The sequence below is a fragment of the Bradyrhizobium sp. 482_C4_N1_8 genome (genome assembly GCF_052075965.1).
In the GTDB taxonomy this organism is placed as follows: Bacteria; Pseudomonadota; Alphaproteobacteria; order Rhizobiales; family Xanthobacteraceae; genus Bradyrhizobium; species Bradyrhizobium barranii.
In genome coordinates this window covers 341,852-360,876 of record NZ_CP197231.1, presented here as the reverse complement: position 1 = coordinate 360,876, position 19,025 = coordinate 341,852, and the positions used below count along the sequence as shown (strand labels likewise).

At 64.3% G+C, this 19,025-nt stretch carries 20 protein-coding genes and 1 tRNA gene; 8 read left to right on the top strand and 13 right to left on the bottom strand.

What is annotated here, in order from left to right; translation table 11 throughout:
- Nucleotides 1-39: 39 nt before the first annotated feature.
- On the bottom strand, nucleotides 40-342 hold the full coding sequence (locus AB7Z56_RS01685; protein ID WP_354124616.1) for a 4a-hydroxytetrahydrobiopterin dehydratase: 303 nt from the start codon (nucleotides 340-342) through the stop codon (nucleotides 40-42).
- A 151-nt stretch (nucleotides 343-493) separates the two neighbouring features.
- Between AB7Z56_RS01685 and AB7Z56_RS01680 the strand changes: the two genes are divergently transcribed.
- Together AB7Z56_RS01680 and AB7Z56_RS01675 are read left to right on the top strand one after the other, a co-directional pair.
- Nucleotides 494-1,939, top strand: a complete 1,446-nt coding sequence (locus AB7Z56_RS01680; protein ID WP_084794917.1) for a TAXI family TRAP transporter solute-binding subunit — start codon at nucleotides 494-496, stop codon at nucleotides 1,937-1,939.
- Nucleotides 1,940-2,104: 165 nt separating this feature from the next.
- Nucleotides 2,105-3,646, top strand: a complete 1,542-nt coding sequence (locus tag AB7Z56_RS01675) for an alkaline phosphatase D family protein (protein WP_063985982.1) — start codon at nucleotides 2,105-2,107, stop codon at nucleotides 3,644-3,646.
- A 24-nt stretch (nucleotides 3,647-3,670) separates the two neighbouring features.
- On the opposite strand, the gene AB7Z56_RS01670 is transcribed toward AB7Z56_RS01675, so the two are convergent.
- On the bottom strand, nucleotides 3,671-4,105 hold the full coding sequence (locus AB7Z56_RS01670) for a response regulator (protein WP_231143759.1): 435 nt from the start codon (nucleotides 4,103-4,105) through the stop codon (nucleotides 3,671-3,673).
- A gap of 136 nt (nucleotides 4,106-4,241) precedes the next feature.
- Between AB7Z56_RS01670 and AB7Z56_RS01665 the strand changes: the two genes are divergently transcribed.
- The 3 genes from AB7Z56_RS01665 (at nucleotide 4,242) to AB7Z56_RS01655 (ending at nucleotide 8,598) form a co-directional block, all read left to right on the top strand.
- A complete protein-coding gene (locus AB7Z56_RS01665) occupies nucleotides 4,242-5,018 on the top strand; it encodes a Crp/Fnr family transcriptional regulator (protein ID WP_135213906.1) in 777 nt (258 codons plus the stop codon).
- A 289-nt stretch (nucleotides 5,019-5,307) separates the two neighbouring features.
- Entirely contained in the window at nucleotides 5,308-7,134 is a 1,827-nt protein-coding gene (typA, locus tag AB7Z56_RS01660; protein ID WP_063980349.1) for a translational GTPase TypA, read from the top strand.
- Between the two features lie 216 nt (nucleotides 7,135-7,350).
- Nucleotides 7,351-8,598: a flavin monoamine oxidase family protein gene (locus AB7Z56_RS01655; RefSeq protein WP_063980348.1), complete on the top strand. Its 1,248-nt coding sequence runs from the start codon at nucleotides 7,351-7,353 to the stop codon at nucleotides 8,596-8,598.
- Nucleotides 8,599-8,610: 12 nt separating this feature from the next.
- Here AB7Z56_RS01655 and AB7Z56_RS01650 read toward each other — a convergent pair whose 3' ends face one another.
- The 4 genes from AB7Z56_RS01650 to AB7Z56_RS01635 are packed head-to-tail and all read right to left on the bottom strand — an operon-like array spanning nucleotide 8,611 to nucleotide 11,770.
- Nucleotides 8,611-9,018, bottom strand: coding sequence for a thiol-disulfide oxidoreductase DCC family protein (locus AB7Z56_RS01650; RefSeq protein WP_063980347.1), 408 nt, complete (start codon nucleotides 9,016-9,018; stop codon nucleotides 8,611-8,613).
- A 60-nt stretch (nucleotides 9,019-9,078) separates the two neighbouring features.
- On the bottom strand, nucleotides 9,079-10,398 hold the full coding sequence (locus tag AB7Z56_RS01645; protein ID WP_063980346.1) for an SDR family oxidoreductase: 1,320 nt from the start codon (nucleotides 10,396-10,398) through the stop codon (nucleotides 9,079-9,081).
- A gap of 8 nt (nucleotides 10,399-10,406) precedes the next feature.
- Complete coding sequence (locus tag AB7Z56_RS01640; RefSeq protein WP_063980345.1) at nucleotides 10,407-10,874, bottom strand: DUF2269 family protein; 468 nt, start codon at nucleotides 10,872-10,874, stop codon at nucleotides 10,407-10,409.
- Nucleotides 10,871-11,770 (bottom strand): alpha/beta hydrolase family protein, encoded by a 900-nt coding sequence (locus tag AB7Z56_RS01635; RefSeq protein WP_441256145.1) that lies wholly within the window; start codon nucleotides 11,768-11,770, stop codon nucleotides 10,871-10,873. Before AB7Z56_RS01635 ends, AB7Z56_RS01640 begins: the two co-directional genes overlap by 4 nt.
- A gap of 261 nt (nucleotides 11,771-12,031) precedes the next feature.
- Between AB7Z56_RS01635 and AB7Z56_RS01630 the strand changes: the two genes are divergently transcribed.
- The gene (locus AB7Z56_RS01630; RefSeq protein ID WP_014490714.1) at nucleotides 12,032-12,541 is read left to right on the top strand and encodes a GNAT family N-acetyltransferase; all 510 of its coding nucleotides are present in this window, start codon (nucleotides 12,032-12,034) and stop codon (nucleotides 12,539-12,541) included.
- 178 nt (nucleotides 12,542-12,719) lie between these two features.
- On the top strand, nucleotides 12,720-13,256 hold the full coding sequence (gene ppa, locus AB7Z56_RS01625) for an inorganic diphosphatase (RefSeq protein WP_014490715.1): 537 nt from the start codon (nucleotides 12,720-12,722) through the stop codon (nucleotides 13,254-13,256).
- Between the two features lie 185 nt (nucleotides 13,257-13,441).
- Here the strand turns inward: ppa and folD are convergent, their stop codons facing one another.
- From folD to AB7Z56_RS01610, 3 genes are read right to left on the bottom strand one after another with little or no spacing between them, the layout of a single operon-like run.
- A complete protein-coding gene (folD, locus tag AB7Z56_RS01620) occupies nucleotides 13,442-14,326 on the bottom strand; it encodes a bifunctional methylenetetrahydrofolate dehydrogenase/methenyltetrahydrofolate cyclohydrolase FolD (protein ID WP_231143756.1) in 885 nt (294 codons plus the stop codon).
- A gap of 1 nt (nucleotide 14,327) precedes the next feature.
- Nucleotides 14,328-14,696 carry a DUF167 domain-containing protein gene (locus AB7Z56_RS01615; RefSeq protein ID WP_063980343.1) on the bottom strand — a complete coding sequence of 123 codons (369 nt, stop codon included), beginning with the start codon at nucleotides 14,694-14,696 and terminating at the stop codon, nucleotides 14,328-14,330.
- Between the two features lie 15 nt (nucleotides 14,697-14,711).
- On the bottom strand, nucleotides 14,712-15,002 hold the full coding sequence (locus AB7Z56_RS01610) for a YggT family protein (protein ID WP_441256144.1): 291 nt from the start codon (nucleotides 15,000-15,002) through the stop codon (nucleotides 14,712-14,714).
- A gap of 184 nt (nucleotides 15,003-15,186) precedes the next feature.
- On the opposite strand from AB7Z56_RS01610, the gene AB7Z56_RS01605 reads away from it, so the two are divergent.
- Nucleotides 15,187-15,262 (top strand) — tRNA-Ala (locus AB7Z56_RS01605).
- Nucleotides 15,263-15,504: 242 nt separating this feature from the next.
- Here AB7Z56_RS01605 and AB7Z56_RS01600 read toward each other — a convergent pair.
- From AB7Z56_RS01600 to AB7Z56_RS01585, 4 genes are all read right to left on the bottom strand, one after another.
- Nucleotides 15,505-16,317: an enoyl-CoA hydratase gene (locus AB7Z56_RS01600; protein WP_063980342.1), complete on the bottom strand. Its 813-nt coding sequence runs from the start codon at nucleotides 16,315-16,317 to the stop codon at nucleotides 15,505-15,507.
- Nucleotides 16,318-16,429: 112 nt separating this feature from the next.
- Nucleotides 16,430-17,224, bottom strand: a complete 795-nt coding sequence (locus AB7Z56_RS01595) for a glutamine amidotransferase (protein ID WP_063980341.1) — start codon at nucleotides 17,222-17,224, stop codon at nucleotides 16,430-16,432.
- Between the two features lie 191 nt (nucleotides 17,225-17,415).
- Nucleotides 17,416-18,195, bottom strand: coding sequence for an SDR family NAD(P)-dependent oxidoreductase (locus tag AB7Z56_RS01590; protein ID WP_063980340.1), 780 nt, complete (start codon nucleotides 18,193-18,195; stop codon nucleotides 17,416-17,418).
- A gap of 231 nt (nucleotides 18,196-18,426) precedes the next feature.
- Nucleotides 18,427-18,915: a TerB family tellurite resistance protein gene (locus tag AB7Z56_RS01585; RefSeq protein WP_063980339.1), complete on the bottom strand. Its 489-nt coding sequence runs from the start codon at nucleotides 18,913-18,915 to the stop codon at nucleotides 18,427-18,429.
- Nucleotides 18,916-19,025: the final 110 nt, after the last annotated feature.

Here is a 19,025-nt window from a genome sequence, read left to right as displayed (position 1 = left end):
TGATCACAACATGGGGATGCAGCCGATCCTCGCAAGGTGTCAGGTAGCTGTCAGCTTGGCGATCGTGTTCATCGTCCTGGCCAGCTCGATGTCGAGCTTGGTGACGCCGCCGGCGTCATGGGTCGACAGCACCACCTCCACCGTCTTGTAGACGTTGCGCCATTCGGGGTGGTGATCCATTTTCTCGGCAACCAGCGCCGCGCGGGTCATGAACCCGAACGCCTCGTTGAAATCCTTGAAGACAAAGGTCTTCCCGATGGCGTCGCGGCCCTGAACCTCGGTCCAGCCCGATATGGCGCCCAGTGCCTGCTTGCGTGCTTCCGGCGTCAGCCGCTCTGCCATGATCGCCTCCATTTTCAGGGGAACTTTACCCTAACACCGTGCGTATGGCCCTGGTTCAGACCGGATTTCGTCCATCCGCTAACCATGACGGAGATGTAACCCCGCGGGACAAGAAATTTGCTATGATTGCAGGTGTAAATCGCCGGCCAAGATGAAACTGAGCCTCAAGCGCCTGTTTGGGAGATCGATGACCGGGGGATTGGACCTGGCCGAAGCGCCCACCCCGCCTTCGCCGCGATCAGCGGCGCGGAAGACGGCGCTTGTGTCTCTGGCGCTGGTGCTTGCGATCATCGGCGCGCTCGTCGGCGGATACTATTTCGCGATGCGGCCGGTGACGTTGAAGATCGCGGTCGGTCCGGCCAATAGCGACGACCTCAAGGTGGTGCAGGCGCTGACGCAGGCTTTCGCGCAGCACAAGAGCTTTGTGCGGCTACGCCCGATCCAGACCGACGGTGCCACCGCCAGCGCCGATGCGCTCGCGGAAAACAAGGTCGATCTCGCCATCGTGCGCGGCGACGTCGACGTGCCGAAGAACGCGCAAGCCGTCGCGACCCTGCGCAAGAACGTCGTGGTGCTGTGGACCGTGCCCGGCAAGGGCAAGAAGAAGGGCGCGAAGATCACCAAGATCGCGCAGCTCGCCGGCCATCGCGTCGGGGTGATCGGCAGAACCCAGGCCAACGTCAATTTGCTCAAGGTGATCCTCCAGCAATACGGCGTCGATCCCGCCAAGGTCGAGGTCATACAGTTCCCGGCCAATGAAGCCGCCGAGGCGATCAAGGCCCAGAAGGCCGATGCCTATCTCGCAGCCGGCCCCGTCAACAGCAAGATCACGTCGGATGCGATCGCGGCTTCCGCCAAGGACAGCGGCACGCCGACCTTCCTCGCGATCGATTCCGCGGACGCGATCGCGCAAAACCATCCCGTCTACGAAGCATCGGAGATTCCCGCCGGCACCTATGGCGGCTCGCCCGATCGCCCCGATGACGAGGTCAAGACCATCAGCTTCTCGCACCACATCGTGGCGCGCAAAGGGGTGTCCGATACCACCATCGCGGCATTCACGCGCCAGCTCTTCGCCGTGCGCCAGCAACTGGTGGCGGAATTCCCGATGGCGGCGAAGATCGAGACGCCCGACACCGACAAGGATGCGGTGATCCCCGTGCATCCGGGCGCCGCCGCCTTCGTCGACGGCGAGGAAAAGACCTTCCTCGACAAATACAGCGATTACATCTGGTGGACCCTGATGGCGCTCTCGGCGATGGGCTCGATCGGCGCCTGGTTCGCGGGCTACCTGAAGAAGGACGAGCGCGACAACAACAGCCATTTGCGCGACCGCCTGTTCGACCTGATCGCGGCGGCGCGCAAGAGCGAGACGACCGACGAGCTCGACCAGATGCAAACCGAGGCTGACGAAATCCTGCGCGACACGCTGCGCTGCTTCGATCACGGCGCGATCGAAGAGGGCGGGCTCACCGCCATCAACATCGTGCTCGACCAGTTCCACGCCGCCGTCGCCGACCGCAAGGCCGTGCTGTTTGCCATGCCGCAAAGCCTGCAGCGCGCAGGCGCGCAATTCAGGGCCGCCGGCAACGCGTAAACGCTTGCCGCGTTATTGCTGCGTCATACTGTCTCAGTATAGCTTTCGCTGTCATTCCGGAGCGCGCGCAGCGCGAGTCCGGAATCTCGAGATTCCGGGTCCGGTCGTTCGGACCGTCCCGGAATGACGACGCGAGATGCGCACGAGACAAAAAGCGAAGCCGCCATGAACATCAAATTCTCCCGCCGCCGCTTCCTCACCACCAGCGCCGGCGCACTCGGCGCGATCGCGATGCCCCATCTCTCGCGCGCGGCCGACCGGCCGGCGGTTACGCATGGCGTGCAGTCCGGCGACGTCACGGTCGACGGTGGCGTGGTCTGGGCGCGCACTGACCGGCCATCGCAGATGCTGGTCGAGGTGGCCACGACCGAGTCCTTCAAGGATGTCCGCGCACTGCCGCCGATCGCGGCACTGCCGGAGAGCGACTTCACCGCGAAGATGCTGATCGAGAACCTGCCGGGCGGACAGGACATCTTCTATCGCGTCCGCTTTCGCGATCTCTCGCATACCGCGATCGAGGGCGAGCCGGTGGTCGGCCGCTTCCGCACCGCTCCGGCCGACCGTCGCGACGTCAGCTTCGTCTGGGGCGGCGACGTCGCAGGGCAAGGCTGGGGCATCAATCCCGATGATGGCGGCATGTTCACTTTCTCCGCGATGCGCAAGCATCGCCCGGATTTCTTCCTGCATTCCGGCGACACGATCTATGCCGACGGTCCGATCGAATCCGAGGTGAAGCTCACCGACGGCAAGACCTGGAAGAACGTCACCATCCCCGAAAAGGCCAAGGTCGCGGAGACGCTGGACGAGTACCGCGCCGCACACAAATACAATCTCACCGACGACAACGTCCGCGCCTTCAATGCCGAAGTGCCGATCTTCGTGCAGTGGGACGACCATGAAGTGACCAACAACTGGTCGCTGTCGAAGGAGTTGCCGGCGTCCTACAAGGTGCGCGACATCTCCCTGCTGGCAGCCCGCGCCGGCCGCGCCTTTCACGAGATGTATCCGATGCGGGAGAGCATCGTTGAGCCGGGCCGCGTCTATCGCCAGATCTCCTACGGCCCGCATCTCGACGTGTTCGTGCTCGACGAGCGCAGCTATCGCGGCCCGAACGGCGCCAATCTCGAAACCGCTTACGGGCCCGCGAGCTATTTTCTCGGCCCGGACCAGGTCGCCTGGCTCAAGCGCGGCCTTCTGAATTCGCGTGCGACCTGGAAAGTGATCGCCTCCGACATGCCTATCAGTCTCGTCGTGTCGGACACGCCGAAGGGCGGATCGGAAGCCATTGCGCAGGGCGACGGCCCGGTGCGCGGCCGCGAGTTCGAGATCGCCGACATCCTGCGCTTCATCAAGATGGCGCCGATCAACAACACGGTGTGGCTGACCGCGGACGTGCACTACGCCGCCGCGCATTATTACGATCCGAACAAGGCGCAATTCCAGGAGTTCGAGCCGTTCTGGGAATTCGTCTCGGGCCCGCTGCATGCGGGCACCTTCGGTCCGAACGCGCTCGACAACACCTTTGGGCCAGAGGTGCGCTTCGTCAAAGCGCCGGGCAAGGACAACCAGAACCTGCCGCCGTCCGCAGGCATGCAGTTCTTCGGTCACGTCAAGATCGACGGCGCATCCGGCCAGATGACGGTGACCTTGCGCGACCGCGCCGACGTCGCGCTGTGGTCGACCACGCTCGATCCGAAATTGGCCTGAAGCCGGGAGAACGCCGACGGGCGATCAGGAGCCGCCCGAGCGCAGCGCGGCCTCCAGCGCTTCGCTCGAACACGGCTTTTGCAGCCGCGGCCGCGTCTTGAATTCGGGAGCGATCCGATCCTCGGCGCCGTAGCCCGTCACGAAGACGAAGGGAATTTGCGCAGCCGCCAGCCGGTCGGCGACGGCAAAGCTTTTCTCGCGGCCGAGCTCGACGTCGAGCAGCGCGAAATCCGGCGCGCGCGCTGCGATCGCCGCCAGCGCCTGCGCCACCGACCCCACGGTGCGCACGCTCCTCACGCCAAATCCGAGCAGGCGATCCTCGAAATCGATCGCAATGATCGGATCGTCCTCAACGATCAGAACATCGGCGGGCATGCCGGTCGAGCCGTCCGGGGGAGCAGGTATCATGATGGTGGATATCGAGGGCTGCATGTTCTTACCGATCGAGGACAGCCTCATCCCGACGCCTGCGCCCAGCGCATCGGAGGGTTCCCGGAACGAAACTCACCACAGAACAGTTTTCACGTCTGTCCACTTGTGCACATAGCCCATGATCGGACCTCGCTAGTGTTGAAAGGAGAGCAGGGGATTTACGATGGACGCGCGTATCAGCAAGACAACCGAAGTCGGCAGCCGGCCGGCCAACAATCTGCTGCGGCGCTTGAGTCCGGCTGACTACGCGCTGCTGGCACCGCACGTCACCCTGGACACCGCCGGGGCCAACGAGCTGCTCTACAGTCCCGGCGACGATGTCCAGGTCGTGCACTTCCCCTGTGGGCCGTCGCTCGCGACATTTCTCGTTCCCAATGAGGACGGCCGCGACGTCGAGACCATCCTGGTCGGCCGCGAAGGCGCAGTGGGCGGCATCGTCAGCGAGGGATTTTTGCCGGCCTATACCCGCATCTGCGTGAAATTCGGCGGACCATTCGCGCGCATTCACGTCGCCAAGCTGGACGCTGCCAAGATGCGCTCGGCCTCGCTGCGCAACATCTTCGCCCGCTATGCCGACTGCATGCTGGCGCAGATGTTCCAGTCCACCGCCTGTAACGCCATCCACTCCATCGAGCAGCGTACGGCCAAGTGGATCATTGCGGCGATGGAGCGGACCGGCGACGAGAGCAGCGTGCCGCTGACGCATGAGCAACTCGCGACGCTGCTCGGGGTCGGCCGCAGCTATGCGAGCCGCGTGCTCCAGTCGTTCAAGGCCGAGGGCGTGCTCGATACAAGACGCGGCGCGATCCTGGTCCGCAATCTCGACGGCTTGCGCCTGCGCGCCTGCCTGTGCAACGACGCGGTGAAGATGCACTTCGAGGAAGTGCTGCGCGGGGTCTATCCGACCGAGGAGACCAGCCCCGGCTCGGCGCAGGGCTGATCGAGGCCCCGTCCCCGAGCAAAGGCCGGTTTGGTGCTGAATTTACCCTAACCCCCGGAGATTCCCTGACAAAATTCAGTCAACCAACTAGCAAAGAACACATTGTTTTTTGGCGGTTTTTGCATATATTGCGCCGCAACGCGTAGGGTGCCTGGTCGAGATGACCGGGCGGCCCTTTTTGGGCGGAAAGCGCCCGTTTCCAGTCTTCCAGCGTTGTTTCGAGAAGAGGTCCCGGTCCGACCGGCGAGATCGCGCTTAACCCATTGTCCGACCGCAAAGAAGCTCACTCATGAACCTTCGTAACGTCGCCATCATCGCCCACGTCGACCACGGCAAGACGACCCTGGTCGACAAACTCCTCCAGCAATCCGGTACGTTCCGCGAGAACCAGAAGGTGACGGATCGCGCCATGGACTCCAACGATCTGGAGCGTGAGCGCGGCATCACCATCCTGGCCAAGGCGGCCTCGGTGCAGTGGAAGGACACCCGCGTCAACATCGTCGACACCCCCGGCCACGCCGATTTCGGTGGTGAGGTCGAGCGCATCCTAAACATGGTGGACGGCGCCCTGGTGCTGGTCGACGCCGCCGAAGGCCCGCTGCCGCAGACCAAATTCGTGGTCTCCAAGGCGCTCAAGGTCGGCCTGAAGCCGATCGTCGTCATCAACAAGGTCGACCGCCCCGACGCGCGCCCGACCGAAGTCATCAACGAGGTGTTCGACCTATTCGCGGCGCTCGACGCCAGCGAGGAGCAGCTCGACTTCCCGATCCTGTACGGGTCGGCCAAGCAGGGCTGGATGGCTGAAAGCCCCGAGGGTCCGCAGGACAAGGGTATGGAGCCGCTGTTCGACCTGATCCTGCGCCACGTCGCGCCGCCGACGGTCGAGGAAGGTCCGTTCAGGATGATCGGCACCATCCTGGAAGCCAACCCCTATCTCGGCCGCATCATCACCGGCCGCATCTCGTCCGGCGTGCTCAAGCCGAACCAGCAGGTCAAGGTGCTGCATGCCGACGGCAAGCTGGTCGAGTCCGGGCGCATCACCAAGATCCTGGCATTCCGCGGTCTCGAGCGCACGCCGCTCGATGAAGCCGAAGCCGGCGACATCGTCGCCATTGCCGGCCTGACCAAGGGCACCGTCGCCGACACCTTCTGCGATCCGACCGTCGAGGTGCCGCTGCCGGCGCAGCCGATCGATCCGCCGACCGTGTCGATGTCGTTCATCGTCAACAACTCCCCGCTCGCCGGCACTGAAGGCGACAAGGTGACGAGCCGCATGATCCGCGACCGTCTGCTGCGTGAAGCCGAAGGCAACGTCGCGCTGCGCGTCGTCGAAGCCTCCGACAAGGACGCGATGGAAGTCTCGGGCCGCGGCGAATTGCAGCTCGCGATCCTGATCGAGACCATGCGCCGCGAAGGTTTTGAGCTCTCGGTGTCGCGCCCGCGCGTCGTGTACCAGAAGGACGAAGCGACCGGCGCCACCATGGAGCCGATCGAGGAAGTCGTGATCGACGTCGACGAGGAGCATTCCGGCGTCGTCGTGCAGAAGATGAGCGAGCGCAAGTCCGAGTTGGTCGAGATGAAGCCGTCCGGCGGCAACCGCCTGCGCCTGGTGTTCTACGCGCCGACCCGCGGCCTGATCGGTTATCAGGGCGAACTGCTCACCGACACCCGCGGCACGGCGATCATGAACCGCCTGTTCCACGGCTACGCCCCGTACAAGGGCGAGATCCAGGGCCGCCGCAACGGCGTCTTGATCTCCAACGACCAGGGCGAAGCGGTGGCCTACGCCATGTTCAAGCTGGAAGACCGCGGCCCGATGATGATCGAGCCGGGCTGGAAGGTCTACAAGGGCATGATCGTCGGCGAGCACACCCGCGACAACGATCTCGAGATCAACGTGCTCAAGGGCAAGCAGCTCACCAACATCCGCACCACGTCCAAGGACGAAGCGGTGCGCCTGACCCCGCCGATCCGCATGACGCTGGAAAAGGCGCTCGCCTATATCGAGGACGACGAGCTCGTCGAGGTCACGCCGAAGTCGATCCGCCTGCGCAAGAAGCACCTCGACCCGAACGAGCGCAAGCGCGCGGAAAAGTCCAAGGAAGCGGTGGCGTAAGCCGCTCCATACCGTAGTGCCGTAGGGTGGGCCAAGCGTAGCGGGCCCACCACTTGAAATCCCGGTCGACAATGGTGGGCACGGCGCAAGAGCGCCTTTGCCCACCCTACGAAGATGGATCACTCGCCCCAGTGCACAACGTGCGCACAAGGCGGGTGATGACACCTCACTTTGTGGTGGCTTCAGCGCTCTTCGCGAACGTGCTAGAGCCCGCTGATGACCTCCCTGCCCTCCTCCGTCAACGTCGCGATCATCGGCGCCGGCGCAGCCGGCCTCGGCGCGGCGCATGCGCTGCATGGCTCCGGCCTCTCCATGATCGTGCTGGAGGCGCGCGACCGGATTGGCGGACGTGCCTGGACCGTGCAGGCCTCGCCTGAGGTGACCTTCGACGTCGGCTGCGGCTGGCTGCACTCGGCCGACAAGAATTCCTTCGTCGACATCGCCAAGCAGCTCGGCTTCGAGGTCAACAAGGACCTGCCGCCCTGGCGCGAGCGCGCCTTCGGCAACGCGTTTCCGCAGACCGAGCGCGACGATTTCATGCGCGCGATGGACGCATTCTACGAGCGGCTGTGGCAGGCCGCGCAAAAGGGCAAGGACGAGCCCGCAAGCCTGAGCCTCGATCCGGGCAATCGCTGGAATCCCATGATCGACGCCGTCTCGACCTACATCAACGGCTGCGAACTGAAGGACATGTCGACACTGGATTGGGACGCCTACGAGGACAGCGATCTCAACTGGCGCGTCCGCCGTGGCTATGGCGCACTGATCGCGGCCTATGGCGCCCCCTGCCCGGTGGCCCTGGGCTGCAATGTCACGCTGATCGATCATTCCGGCCAGCGCCTCCGCATCGAGACATCGCAGGGTACGCTGACCGCCGACAAGGTGATCGTCACCGTTCCGACCAATCTGATCGCCGATGAGGCGATCCGCTTCTCACCGCCGCTGCCCGCCAAGGTCGATGCGGCAGCCGGCCTGCCGCTCGGCGTCGACGACAAGGTGACGCTGGCGCTCGACGATGCAGAAGCCTTTCCGAAAGAGGGCAATCTGCGCGGCGCCACCATGCGCACCGAGATGGGCACCTATCACATCCGCCCGTTCGGACAGCCCTGCATCGAAGGCTTTTTCGGCGGCAGCTTTGCCCGCGGGCTGGAAGACGCCGGCGACGGCGCCATTGCCGCGCACAGCATCGACGAGATCGCAGGCTTCCTCGGCAACGACATCAGGCGAAAGCTCAAGCCGCTCTACGAGTCGCGCTGGGCCCACGACCCCTTCGCGAGAGGATCGTATTCACACGCACTGCCAGGGCACGCTGGAGACCGCGCGGTGCTGGCCGCGCCGGTGGATGGGCGGCTGTTCTTCGCGGGAGAAGCGACGTCGCCAAGCTTCTTCACGACGGCGCATGGCGCCAGGGACAGCGGGGAGCGCGCGGCGAAGGAAGTGCTGGCGGCTTCAGGCAAGCCGTAAGCGCCGGCTACGTCACTCAATCACCCGCGCCCGCAAATCCGCATCGGGAACGAAGCAGGCGTCGTACTTGCCGAAGATGCGGTAGCGATTGCGCGCGATGAGGCTGTACACGGGGTCTCGCAGCAGTTTTGGCACGGCGAACAACGCGCGCACCCAACGCCATCCCGGCAGATGCGACAGCACGATCAGCGCGGCGTCGGACTTCATAAAGACCTCTCCGTCATGAACCACGGCATTGGTGTCGGGATCGTCAGGATCGATGCCAAACGTACGGGCAAGCCGCGCCCCATAATCCGACTGGATCGGCGTGAAGCGAAACCGCTTCGACGTGTCGCGCTTGGCGACGAAGCGGACCCAGCGCGAGCAGAAGATGCAGACGCCGTCGAACAGAATTACGTCATCATCGGGCCATTTGCTCATCAGTCTCTCTATCTTACGCGTTTTCTGGGCGCGAACCGGGATCCACTTCGCGTGAAAACGCTATCGATTATCCAGCATCATAAGCGCGGCCAGCATCAGCACGATCGCGGGGCCTGTCTTCACCAGCGCGCCGAGCGGCTCGATCCAGAGGTCGGGCGTGAGGATTGCCGCGCCGAACATATAGCCGAGCGAGGCGACGATGCCTGCGAGCAGGCCGATCGCCGCGGTGCGGCGGAAGGCGATCAGCGCGCCGATGCTCATGTCCATCAGGCTGGTGCCGATGGTGATGGGATCGACCAGCGCGGGCGAAAAATTGTGCGCGGTCAGGATGCCGGCGGCGGCGCGGTAGGAGACGAACAGCGCGATGAAGCCGGAGACAAGCCAGAACGCAACGAGGCTGGCGAAGATCAGCGCCTTGATCAGGAACAGCCGCGCGAACCATTTGTCCTGGATGGTGGCGGGATGGCGCCCGATCGCATCAGTCAACGTCTTCGGCGCGATGCCCGTGGCGGCGATCCAGGCGGAGGGATCGCCAGTCACGCCGCGGCGCAGCTCGGCGATGGCGGTGGAGCGCATCGGCGGCACCCAGCCGAGATAATTGGCTAGATCGCCGATCTTCGCGCCGAGATCGAGCATGAAGGATGGCATCACGAGGCGCGGCCAGCCGGCTGTGCCGAAGGCGTGGCGGAACTGTTTGATGACGCCCACCATGGTGACCGGCTCGGCCTGCATCAGGTCCCACGTCACGGCTTTGACTGAGGCGTCGTCGATATCGCGCGCGGCGAGCCAGGCGATGGTGGCCGAAATGTCCTCGACTGCGACGGACTGGAATGGCGTCGACATCTCCTTCTGCGGCAGGTCGAGCGGGAAGGCGGCGAGCGCACGCAGCATGGCGCTGCCGCCATAGGCTGACGGTGCGACGACGAAGCCGGGCCGCAGGACAGCGTGGGGAATGCCGGAGGTTGCAATCAGGCGTTCGGCCTCGCGCTTGGTCGTCGCGAAGGCGGTGCGATCCGCCTCCGCGGTCCCGGGGATCGAGATGTGCACCAGCCGGATCGCGCGGCCGCTGTCGGCGATCGCCTCAAGCAGGCGCGCGACGAAATCGCGATGCACCGCGCCGGTGTCGCTGCCGGGACCATCCTGGAGCACGCCAAGACAGTTCACGACGACGTCGACGGCATGCTCGCGGAAGAGGCGCATCAGCGCGGCTGCGTCGAGCGACAAGATCGGCTGCTCGATGTCCCGTGCGCTCATCTTCTGCGCGGGCGACAGGCTGCGTGCGACGCCGACCACGCGAAATCCCCGCACGCGCAGATCGTCGGTGACGAAGCGCCCGATCAGGCCGGAGGCGCCGAGCACCAAAACGGTTGGCTGGGTCATCGCATCTCTCAAAACGGTTTCGCGATCATCAGCCACAGGATCAACATCGTCGCGCCGAAGCCGGGGAAACCGAACGCGAACCAGCGGCGGTAGAGCACGAAGTAGCGTTCAGGCAGAGCGCCGCGCTGCTCGGCCGCCTTGCGCGCGAGATCGCGCATCTCGATCTGCATGAAGACGACGGGGACCCAGAACAGGCCCGCAAAGACGTAGAGCCCAAGCGAGGCCAGCAGCCAGCGTTCCGTGATCGGCATGGCCGAAAGCATCATCAGCAGGCCGCCCGTCACCGGCTGGAGGATCACGGCCGACAGCGTGAAGATCGCGTCCGCAATCACCACCACCGAAGCGGTACGCGCGATGAATTCGGCGTCGCTCGTGCGGTGCGCCATCAGCATGAAGAAGGCGATGCCGGTGCCAGTGCCGAGAATGACGATGGCGCCCAGCACATGGAGGTATTTGACCAGGAGATACAGCGTCATGGCTTCTTGGCCGCCGCAGGTTTGGACTGGTTCAGCGCAAGCCCGAGCTCGCGGCTGGCGGCTTTGACGCCGGCTTCGCTCTCGATCATCCAATGCCCCTCGCTGCCGACGGCCGGCAATGTGCGGAAGTCCACCTTGCCGCCTCCACCGCGAAACGCATCGGCCAATTGGCACGAGAACGCCGGCGCAAAATAGCTGTCATTGGTCGCCACGAGCCATGTGACCGGAATGCGCGCCGCCTTGCCGAACTCGGCCACCGCGGCGAGAAGCGTCTGCGGCGCGCAGATCCGGTTCGGTTCGTCGTTGGCGTGGCCACCGCGCCCCGGCGCAAGCGCGATGATCGCGGAGATCGCGTTCGGATCGGCGTTCGCGAGCGCCAACGCCCCCCAACCGCCGGCGGAATGGCCGAGCACGACGGCCGAGTCTTGACGAACGAAATCCTGCTTTCGCAAAAAATCCAGCGCGAGCGAAATTTCGGTGGCCGTCGCGCGACCCGAGCGCGCGTAATCCGCCTCGTCGCAGCCGCCCTGGTCCTCGACATAGCGGCCGCCGGTCGCACCATGGCCGAGCCGCTCCGGCACCAGCACGGCGAAGCCGTGCGCGACGAGAAACGCGACCAGCGCGCGGTATTCAGGCTGCGGCATTTGCGCCCGACGCAGCACATTCTGCGTCGAGGCATGCGCGATCACCGCAAGCCGGAACGGACCGGCGCCAACGGGACGAAACAGCAGCGCATGCGCGGCAACGTCGGTATCCGGCGATGGCACGCGCCATTGTTGCCGGCGAAGCGGCTCGCCCTCCTCACCCGATGACCCAAACGTGACCTGCGCGCACAGAGGGGACGCCATCAACAAGGCCAGCACAGGCAGGAGGGCGAAGATGTTGAAGAGGCGCATGAATCGCCGCAGGCGAACACGGACAGCGACGGATCTGCAGGAACGAATCATTTTCGGCGGACTTTTTGCGTTGCCATCGCGGTTCATTGGTTGCCGCAGGGCAGTTTTGCACCGGCAATGGCAGGCCGGTGCCGTTCGAAATGGCGTCTTGTCTTCTTTCGGTACAACATGGTTAAAATACTGATGCACAAAATCCACACGTTAACCGATAATTAACGATAGGTCTTGCCGCCGGCGCGGCGACTTGGTTTGATCGTATCCATGAGCACAACCCTGATCGAGGTCCGGCCGGCCAAAGCTGCAGATGCAACTGCGGTGGCGTCCACCCATGACGAAGCCTGGCGCTCCGCCTATCAGGGCATCATTCCCGGCGGCGAACTGGAAAAGCTGATCAACCGCCGCGGTCCGCAGTGGTGGGACAGTGCGATTCGCAAAGGCAGCCGCGTCAGCGTGCTCGTGTTCGGCGACAAGATCGCCGGCTATGCCAATTACGGCCGCAACCGCGCCCGCAGCCTGCACTTCGACGGCGAGATCTACGAGCTCTATCTGCGTCCGGAATTCCAGGGTCTCGGCTTCGGCCGCCGCCTGTTCACCGCAGCCCGCCGCGACCTGATGCAGAGCGGCCTGAAGAGCATGGTGGTGTGGGCGCTCTCGGACAACGATCCAGCGACCGAGTTCTACCGCGCCTTGGGCGGCCGCATGGTGGCGCGCTCCTCCGAGCGTTTCGGGCCGAAGTCGCTCGACAAGGTTGCCTTCGCTTGGACCAATTGAGCTGCTGAAAGTCTAGCCGGCAGCGCTTCCCATCCGTCGATACCGTTGCCTTTTGAGCCGGTAGTCGCTGGATTCATTATTTCACAAAAACACGATGGATTGGCGCGCCAAGCCCGCGTATGACAGCGCCAAAATCGCTGCCGGGCGCGATTTAACCTCGGCAACAACGGAGCCTTGAATGCGTATCGATGCGGTCTCGATCGGAAAAAACGTACCCCACGACGTCAACGTCATCATCGAAGTCCCCGTGGGCGGCGAACCGATCAAATACGAGATGGACAAGGAAGCCGGCACGCTCGTTGTCGACCGCTTCCTCTACACGCCGATGCGTTACCCCGGTAACTACGGCTTCATCCCGCACACGCTGTCCGATGATGGCGATCCCTGCGACGTGCTGATCATCAACACCCGCGCCATCATCCCCGGCGCCGTCATGAGCGTGCGCCCGGTCGGCGTGCTGTTCATGGAAGACGAAGCCGGCGGCGACGAGAAGATTCTCGCGGTGCCGTCGTCGAAGCTGACGCAGCGCTACGACAAGGTGAAGTCGTACTCCGACCTGCCCGACATCACGCTGCAGCAGATCCAGCACTTCTTCGAGCACTACAAGGATCTCGAGAAGGGCAAGTGGGTGAAGATTCTGCGCTGGGGCGGCCCGGAAGACGCGCAGAAGCTGATCCTCGAAGGCATCGAGCGCGAGAAGAAAAAGAAGGCGTGAGCTCTGCTCCCTCGCCCCGCTTGCGGGGCCGCGACGAGCTTCGCTCGCGCTGAGAGGGTCGGGGTGAGGGGGGAGTCTCCGCAAGGACGGTGAGACTTAGATTCGCGGACAGTCCCCCTCACCCGGAATTCAGGCTACGCTTGAATTCCGACCTCTCCCCGCAAGCGGGGAGAGGTGAAGAAAACCTAACCCGCCGGCTTCGGCAGCCCTGCGATCGCGCACGCCGCGCGCAGCGTATTCACCAGCAGGCAGGCGACCGTCATCTGGCCAACGCCACCCGGCACCGGCGTGATCGCGCCGGCAACGGCGAGTGCTTCCTGATACGCGACATCGCCGACGAGACGGGTCTTGCCGTCGTCCTTGGGGATACGGTTGATGCCGATATCGATCACGGTCGCGCCCGGCTTCAACCAGTCGCCGCGCACCATCTCCGGCTTGCCGACCGCGGCATAAACAAGGTCGGCGCGCTTCACGAGCCCGGGCAGATCGCGCGAGCGCGAATGCGCGATGGTCACCGTGGCATTCTCGTTGAGCAGCAATTGCACCAGCGGACGGCCGACCAGATTGGAGCGGCCGATCACGATGGCATTCATGCCTTCAAGCGAGGCGTGGACGCTCTTGGTCAGGATGATCGAGCCGAGCGGCGTGCAAGGCGACAGCGCTTCAAAGCCGCCGGCGAGCCGGCCGGCATTGTTCGGATGCAGGCCGTCGACATCCTTGGCGGGATCGATGGCGTTGATGACGGCCTCGGTGTTCAGGCCCTTCGGCAGCGGCAGTTGCACCAGAATGCCGTGCACGGCGGGATCGCGGTTGAGTTTTGCGACGACGGCCAGCAGATCGGCCTGCGACACGTCGGCCGGCAGCTTGTGCTCGAACGAGGCCATGCCGGCCGCCTGCGTCTGGGTGTGCTTGGAGCGGACATAGACCTCGCTGGCGGGGTCGTTGCCGACCAGAACCACCGCGAGGCCCGGCACCAGATTGTGTTCGCGCTTGACGCGGGCAACCTCGTCAGCGACGCGCGCGCGGAGTTCCGCAGCGATGACTTTTCCATCGATGATCTTGGCCGTCATGTCAGTTCCCTTGGTCTGTCGGTTTGGCGTCTGCCGATCTGGCTTGGGCGAGCTTGCGCAGGGCTTCGCCGAGTCGCGCCGGATCGCCGTCGACCGCGATCTGCTTCAGCCGCGAGGTGGCACCGGATAGCAGCTTTACACTGGCCTTGGGGACGCCGAGCGATTTCGCCAATAGCACCAGAACGGCCTTGTTGGCCTCGCCGCCATCGGCGATCGCGCGCACCCGCACCTTGAGCACGCTGCGGCCGTCGGCCAATTGCTCGATCCCGTCGATGTCGTCGCGGCCGCCGCGCGGCGTCACCCGCAGCGCGATGCTGATTCCTGCGACCGAATAGCGCCAGGGTTCCTTGAAGGCCTCTTTCGCAACCAAGGCGCTCCCGCCTGCTTAGATCACGTTCGGGTAGATGTAATACAGGATCACCCGCTCGATGAACATGATGAGCAGGATCAGGATGATCGGCGAGATATCGAGGCCGCCGAGGCTGGGCAGGAAATTGCGAATCGGCGCCAGCACCGGCTCGCTGATCCGGTACAGGAACTCCGCCACCGCCGAAACGAACTGGTTGCGGGTGTTCACGACGTTGAAAGCGATCAGCCAGGACAGGATCGCGGAGGCGATCAGCAGCCAGACGTAGAGGTCGAGCACGATGATGACGATGTCGAGAACGGCACGCATTGAAGACTCTGGCTTTCGGTCGGGATTGACGCTTTTTGCTAGATATCGGTTCCCCCCGGCCCAAACAAGGGAAGTCAGTGCCGGGGATGGTTAAAACCGGGTCACACCCGTCCTTGACTTGACCTTGGCGGGGACTTAAATGGCGCCCGGTTGTCGGCCGCATTCACCAGAGCGGCCGCCAAACGGGGCCATAGCTCAGCTGGGAGAGCGCGTCGTTCGCAATGACGAGGTCGGCGGTTCGATCCCGCCTGGCTCCACCAGCCTTCGCTCGCTTCGCGAGCTACGGCTAGGCAAGCCAGCCGAGCTCCCTCGTAGCGAAGCGAGCGAAGGCTGTCCCGCCATAGCCCGAAGGGCGACGGCGGACCCCATCCACCATCACTGACATTCGCGAGCTACCGCTAGGCAAGCCAGCCAAGCTCCCTCGTAGCGAAGTGAGCGAAGGCTGTCCCGCCATAGCCCGAAGGGCGACGGCGGACCTTTTCCCCGAGTTCAGCCAGCCCCCCTACTTCCCCGTGAACCTCGGCGGCCGCTTCTCCATGAAGCTCGCGACCCCCTCCCGGAAATCGCTGCCGTTCAACGCGACCATCATCTCGCGGTTGGCCTCGATCGTGGCCTCCGCCAGGGTCTGGAACGGCACCTCGTAGAGCTGGCGCTTGATCACGGCCATCGCGCTCGGGGAAACCATGTCGGCGAGGTCGCGCGCATAGGCGTAGGTCTCCTCGCGCAGCTTCTCCGGCGAGCAGAGCCGGTTCACCAGGCCGATCCGCAGCGCCTCCTCGCTCGACACGCGGCGGGCCGAGAGCAGCAGATCCATCGCATTGGCGTGGCCGACGATGCGCGGCAGCATCCAGGACATGCCATGCTCGGCGATCAGTCCGCGCCGCGCGAAGGCTGTCGTGAAGACGGTATTGTCGGCGGCAAAGCGCAGGTCGCAATAAAGCGCGTGCACGAGGCCGATGCCGGCGGTCGCGCCGTTGAGCATGGCGATGACGGGTTTTCCGATCGATGGATAGAAGCCGTAACGCGTCTGCCAGTCCGGCCGGCGATTCATGTCGAAGGGCGGCAGGTTCGAGGCACGCCTGACGTCGTTGGGGTCGAGCCCCTTCAGCGCATCCATGTCGGCGCCGGCGCAGAAGGCGCGGCCCGCGCCGGTGAGCACGATGACGCGGACATCGTCATCGGCGCTCGATGCTTCCATCGCATGGCGCACGTCGCGCTCCATCGTCGGCGTCCACGCATTCATGCGATCAGGGCGATTGAGCGTGATGGTCGCGACCTTGTCGCTCACCTCATACAAAATGTGTTCATAGGCCATGACGCTCTCCCTGTGTCTGCCGGCACGCGTTCGCGCGCGCTCGTTAGGAACGAGCCTAGCATATCCAGGGATCAGGCAAGGCCTTGCGCGAAGGCCTTGCGCAGAGGCGCGATCACTCGGCGGCTTGCGCCAGCACCTGCCGGCGCGCCAGCCAGCCATCGATGAAATGATCGAGCCAGGCCCGCTCCGCAACGTCGTACACGGCACGGTCCGCGAAATGATGATGCCGCTCGCGCGCGCCGGGCGCGCTGAGGCCGTCATAGCCGCGCGTGGTCCAGCAATGCATCATCGCGCAGGTCACGTCAGGATGAAACTGCACCCCGAAAGCATTGCCGGTGCGGAACGCCTGGATCGGAAAATCATCGCCTTCCGCAAGCAGCTCAGCGCCGACGGGCAGTTCAAATCCTTCGCGATGCCAGTGATAGACCTGCGCCGGCCAATTCGGGCAGAGCGCGTGGCCCGCCGCGGTCGGGCGGATCGGATAGTAGCCGATCTGGGTCAGCGCCTGCGCATGCGGTGCGACGCGGGCCCCCAACTGCATCGCCAGCATCTGCGCGCCGAGGCAGATACCAAGGAACGGCCGCTGTTCGCGGAGCGGAATTTCGATCCAGTCGATCTCGCGGCGGATGTAGTCGTCGGGATCGTTGGCGCTCATCGGACCGCCGAAAAAAACAGCGCCGGCATGCTGGTCGAGCGTGTCGGGCAGGGGATCGCCGAAGCGCGGCCGGCGAATGTCGAGGCGATGGCCGAGCGCGCGCAGCCCATTGCCGACGCGGCCGGGCGTCGAGGATTCCTGATGCAGGATGATCAGAACCGGCAACCGGGCTTCGGAGGCGGCGGCGCTCGGCGTCCTTCTTGGGAAGGGCACCAATTCTGCGCCACCAAACCTGTCCGTCCGGAACGACATGGCCTCTGCGAGTGCTATCGGTTCAGACCGCCAGCATAACTAAGCGGTAGTTAACATCGTGTGAGTTCGCGCACACGCGTCCCGATATTGAAGCAAGCTCCGGGCCACTACGGAGCTCTGAGCTTTCTTTAAAGCGTTTTCGAGCGAAGTGGGTACCGGTTCGCGTAAAGAAAACGCGTCAAAACAAGGAATCAGTGCCTCTGCCTCTGGAACCGGCTGGTGGCGGACAGGATGAAGCCGCGCGGGAAGAAACGCAGCGCGAACGGCACGATCTTGATGCCGAGACCAGGCAACACTGCCCGTTTGTTGGCCATCAGGCCGCGATAAGCTTGTTGCGCAACTTCGGCGGCAGACACGTTGAGAAGAGCCGTATCATGACCGGACCCGACGCCGGCGCGCGCCTGGAATTCGGTGGGCACCGGACCCGGGCAAAGTACGGTGACGCGAACGCCGCGCGGCGCGAGCTCCGCCCGCAAGGCCTCGGTGAGGGAAATCACATAGGCCTTGGACGCGTAGTACACGGCCATGCCGGGGCCGGGCAGAAAGCCCGCGACCGATCCGACATTGAGAAGACCGCCCTTGTTCCTGATCAGCTGATCGGCAAAGCGCAGCGACAGATCCGTCAGAGCCCGGACGTTGACATCGACGATGCCGACCTGTTCGACGCGGTCGCGCTCGATCGCATCGCCGAACACGCCGAAGCCGGCATTGTTGACGAGATGGTCGAGCTCGACGTCTTCGGCGGCAAGCGCGGCGGCGATCTTCTCGCCCGCATCCGCCTCCTGCAGGTCGCAGGCGATCACGATCGGCTTCTTGCCACCCTTGGCGGCGAGCTCGTTCGCAAGCGCCTCCAGCCGGTCTGCGCGTCGCGCCGTCAGCGCGAGGCGATGCCCGTTGGCGGCGAACACACGCGCCAGCTCCGTGCCGATGCCCGCCGACGCACCGGTGATCAACGTTACCCGCTCAGTCACGATCGAAGTCTCTTGAATTGAAGTTTTTTGGCCCCGCAATGGCGGAACGAGAGCATAGGCCGAGCGCGACAGGCAAGCGTCACCGGCAGCATGGCTGCTTGAGCGGGCAACAGGGAAGCAGGAAAACCACGGATTTTACGGGGAAATCCGGGGCCGGGCTGGCCGACGGGGGTATATTAAAGTTTCGTCATGTGGTCAGCACAACCGCCGATAATACCGCGTCGAGACGGCTCAACCCCCGACGGCGCCGTCCTTGACCTGACCACCGGCGCGATTTGCGACCGCATGCTTGAGGTCGATCCGGTCGCGCTGGGCGATCCCGAGCAGGTCGGACGCGCGCCAGACGACGTTATCCTCGAACTCGGACACCTGGCCATCGGCATAGACCAGCTCCCACATCATCTGGACGATGCGCTTGCGGCCCTCTTCGTCGAGCGAGCGCATGATGACGCTGGTGAAGTGATAGAGGTCGACGGCCTCGCCCTCGACCTGGGTAGCGTCCGCAATCAGGCGATCGGCGGTACCGCGATCCAGCCCGAAATGGCTTTCGATCAGGCTGTGCAGCTTGCGCTGCTCGGTCGCCGTCGGCTGACCGTCCAGCGAGACCACGTGAACCAGCAGCGCGGTGGCCGCAAGCCGGTAATCGCCATCGCCGAAAGCACGATCCGCGGCATGAGGAGCCACAATGTCAGCGATGAATTGGCGCAGGCCGTCGAGCATAGGATCCTACCGAAAACGATGAAGCCGCGGGGGTGCGGCCGCCACCAGCGTTATATGAGTGGGAAACTCAACCGCCGCAACGTGCGTCAGCTCCGCGCGGGCATTACCTT

Bases quoted from the DNA above. Each gene is read 5' to 3' on its own strand.
- AB7Z56_RS01685 (WP_354124616.1), bottom strand. From the start codon at position 342: ATGGCAGAGCGGCTGACGCCGGAAGCACGCAAGCAGGCACTGGGCGCC.
- AB7Z56_RS01680 (WP_084794917.1), top strand. From the start codon at position 494: ATGAAACTGAGCCTCAAGCGCCTGTTTGGGAGATCGATGACCGGGGGA.
- AB7Z56_RS01675 (WP_063985982.1), top strand. From the start codon at position 2,105: ATGAACATCAAATTCTCCCGCCGCCGCTTCCTCACCACCAGCGCCGGC.
- AB7Z56_RS01670 (WP_231143759.1), bottom strand. From the start codon at position 4,105: ATGAGGCTGTCCTCGATCGGTAAGAACATGCAGCCCTCGATATCCACC.
- AB7Z56_RS01665 (WP_135213906.1), top strand. From the start codon at position 4,242: ATGGACGCGCGTATCAGCAAGACAACCGAAGTCGGCAGCCGGCCGGCC.
- typA (WP_063980349.1), top strand. From the start codon at position 5,308: ATGAACCTTCGTAACGTCGCCATCATCGCCCACGTCGACCACGGCAAG.
- AB7Z56_RS01655 (WP_063980348.1), top strand. From the start codon at position 7,351: ATGACCTCCCTGCCCTCCTCCGTCAACGTCGCGATCATCGGCGCCGGC.
- AB7Z56_RS01650 (WP_063980347.1), bottom strand. From the start codon at position 9,018: ATGAGCAAATGGCCCGATGATGACGTAATTCTGTTCGACGGCGTCTGC.
- AB7Z56_RS01645 (WP_063980346.1), bottom strand. From the start codon at position 10,398: ATGACCCAGCCAACCGTTTTGGTGCTCGGCGCCTCCGGCCTGATCGGG.
- AB7Z56_RS01640 (WP_063980345.1), bottom strand. From the start codon at position 10,874: ATGACGCTGTATCTCCTGGTCAAATACCTCCATGTGCTGGGCGCCATC.
- AB7Z56_RS01635 (WP_441256145.1), bottom strand. From the start codon at position 11,770: ATGCGCCTCTTCAACATCTTCGCCCTCCTGCCTGTGCTGGCCTTGTTG.
- AB7Z56_RS01630 (WP_014490714.1), top strand. From the start codon at position 12,032: ATGAGCACAACCCTGATCGAGGTCCGGCCGGCCAAAGCTGCAGATGCA.
- ppa (WP_014490715.1), top strand. From the start codon at position 12,720: ATGCGTATCGATGCGGTCTCGATCGGAAAAAACGTACCCCACGACGTC.
- folD (WP_231143756.1), bottom strand. From the start codon at position 14,326: ATGACGGCCAAGATCATCGATGGAAAAGTCATCGCTGCGGAACTCCGC.
- AB7Z56_RS01610 (WP_441256144.1), bottom strand. From the start codon at position 15,002: ATGCGTGCCGTTCTCGACATCGTCATCATCGTGCTCGACCTCTACGTC.
- AB7Z56_RS01600 (WP_063980342.1), bottom strand. From the start codon at position 16,317: ATGGCCTATGAACACATTTTGTATGAGGTGAGCGACAAGGTCGCGACC.
- AB7Z56_RS01595 (WP_063980341.1), bottom strand. From the start codon at position 17,224: ATGTCGTTCCGGACGGACAGGTTTGGTGGCGCAGAATTGGTGCCCTTC.
- AB7Z56_RS01585 (WP_063980339.1), bottom strand. From the start codon at position 18,915: ATGCTCGACGGCCTGCGCCAATTCATCGCTGACATTGTGGCTCCTCAT.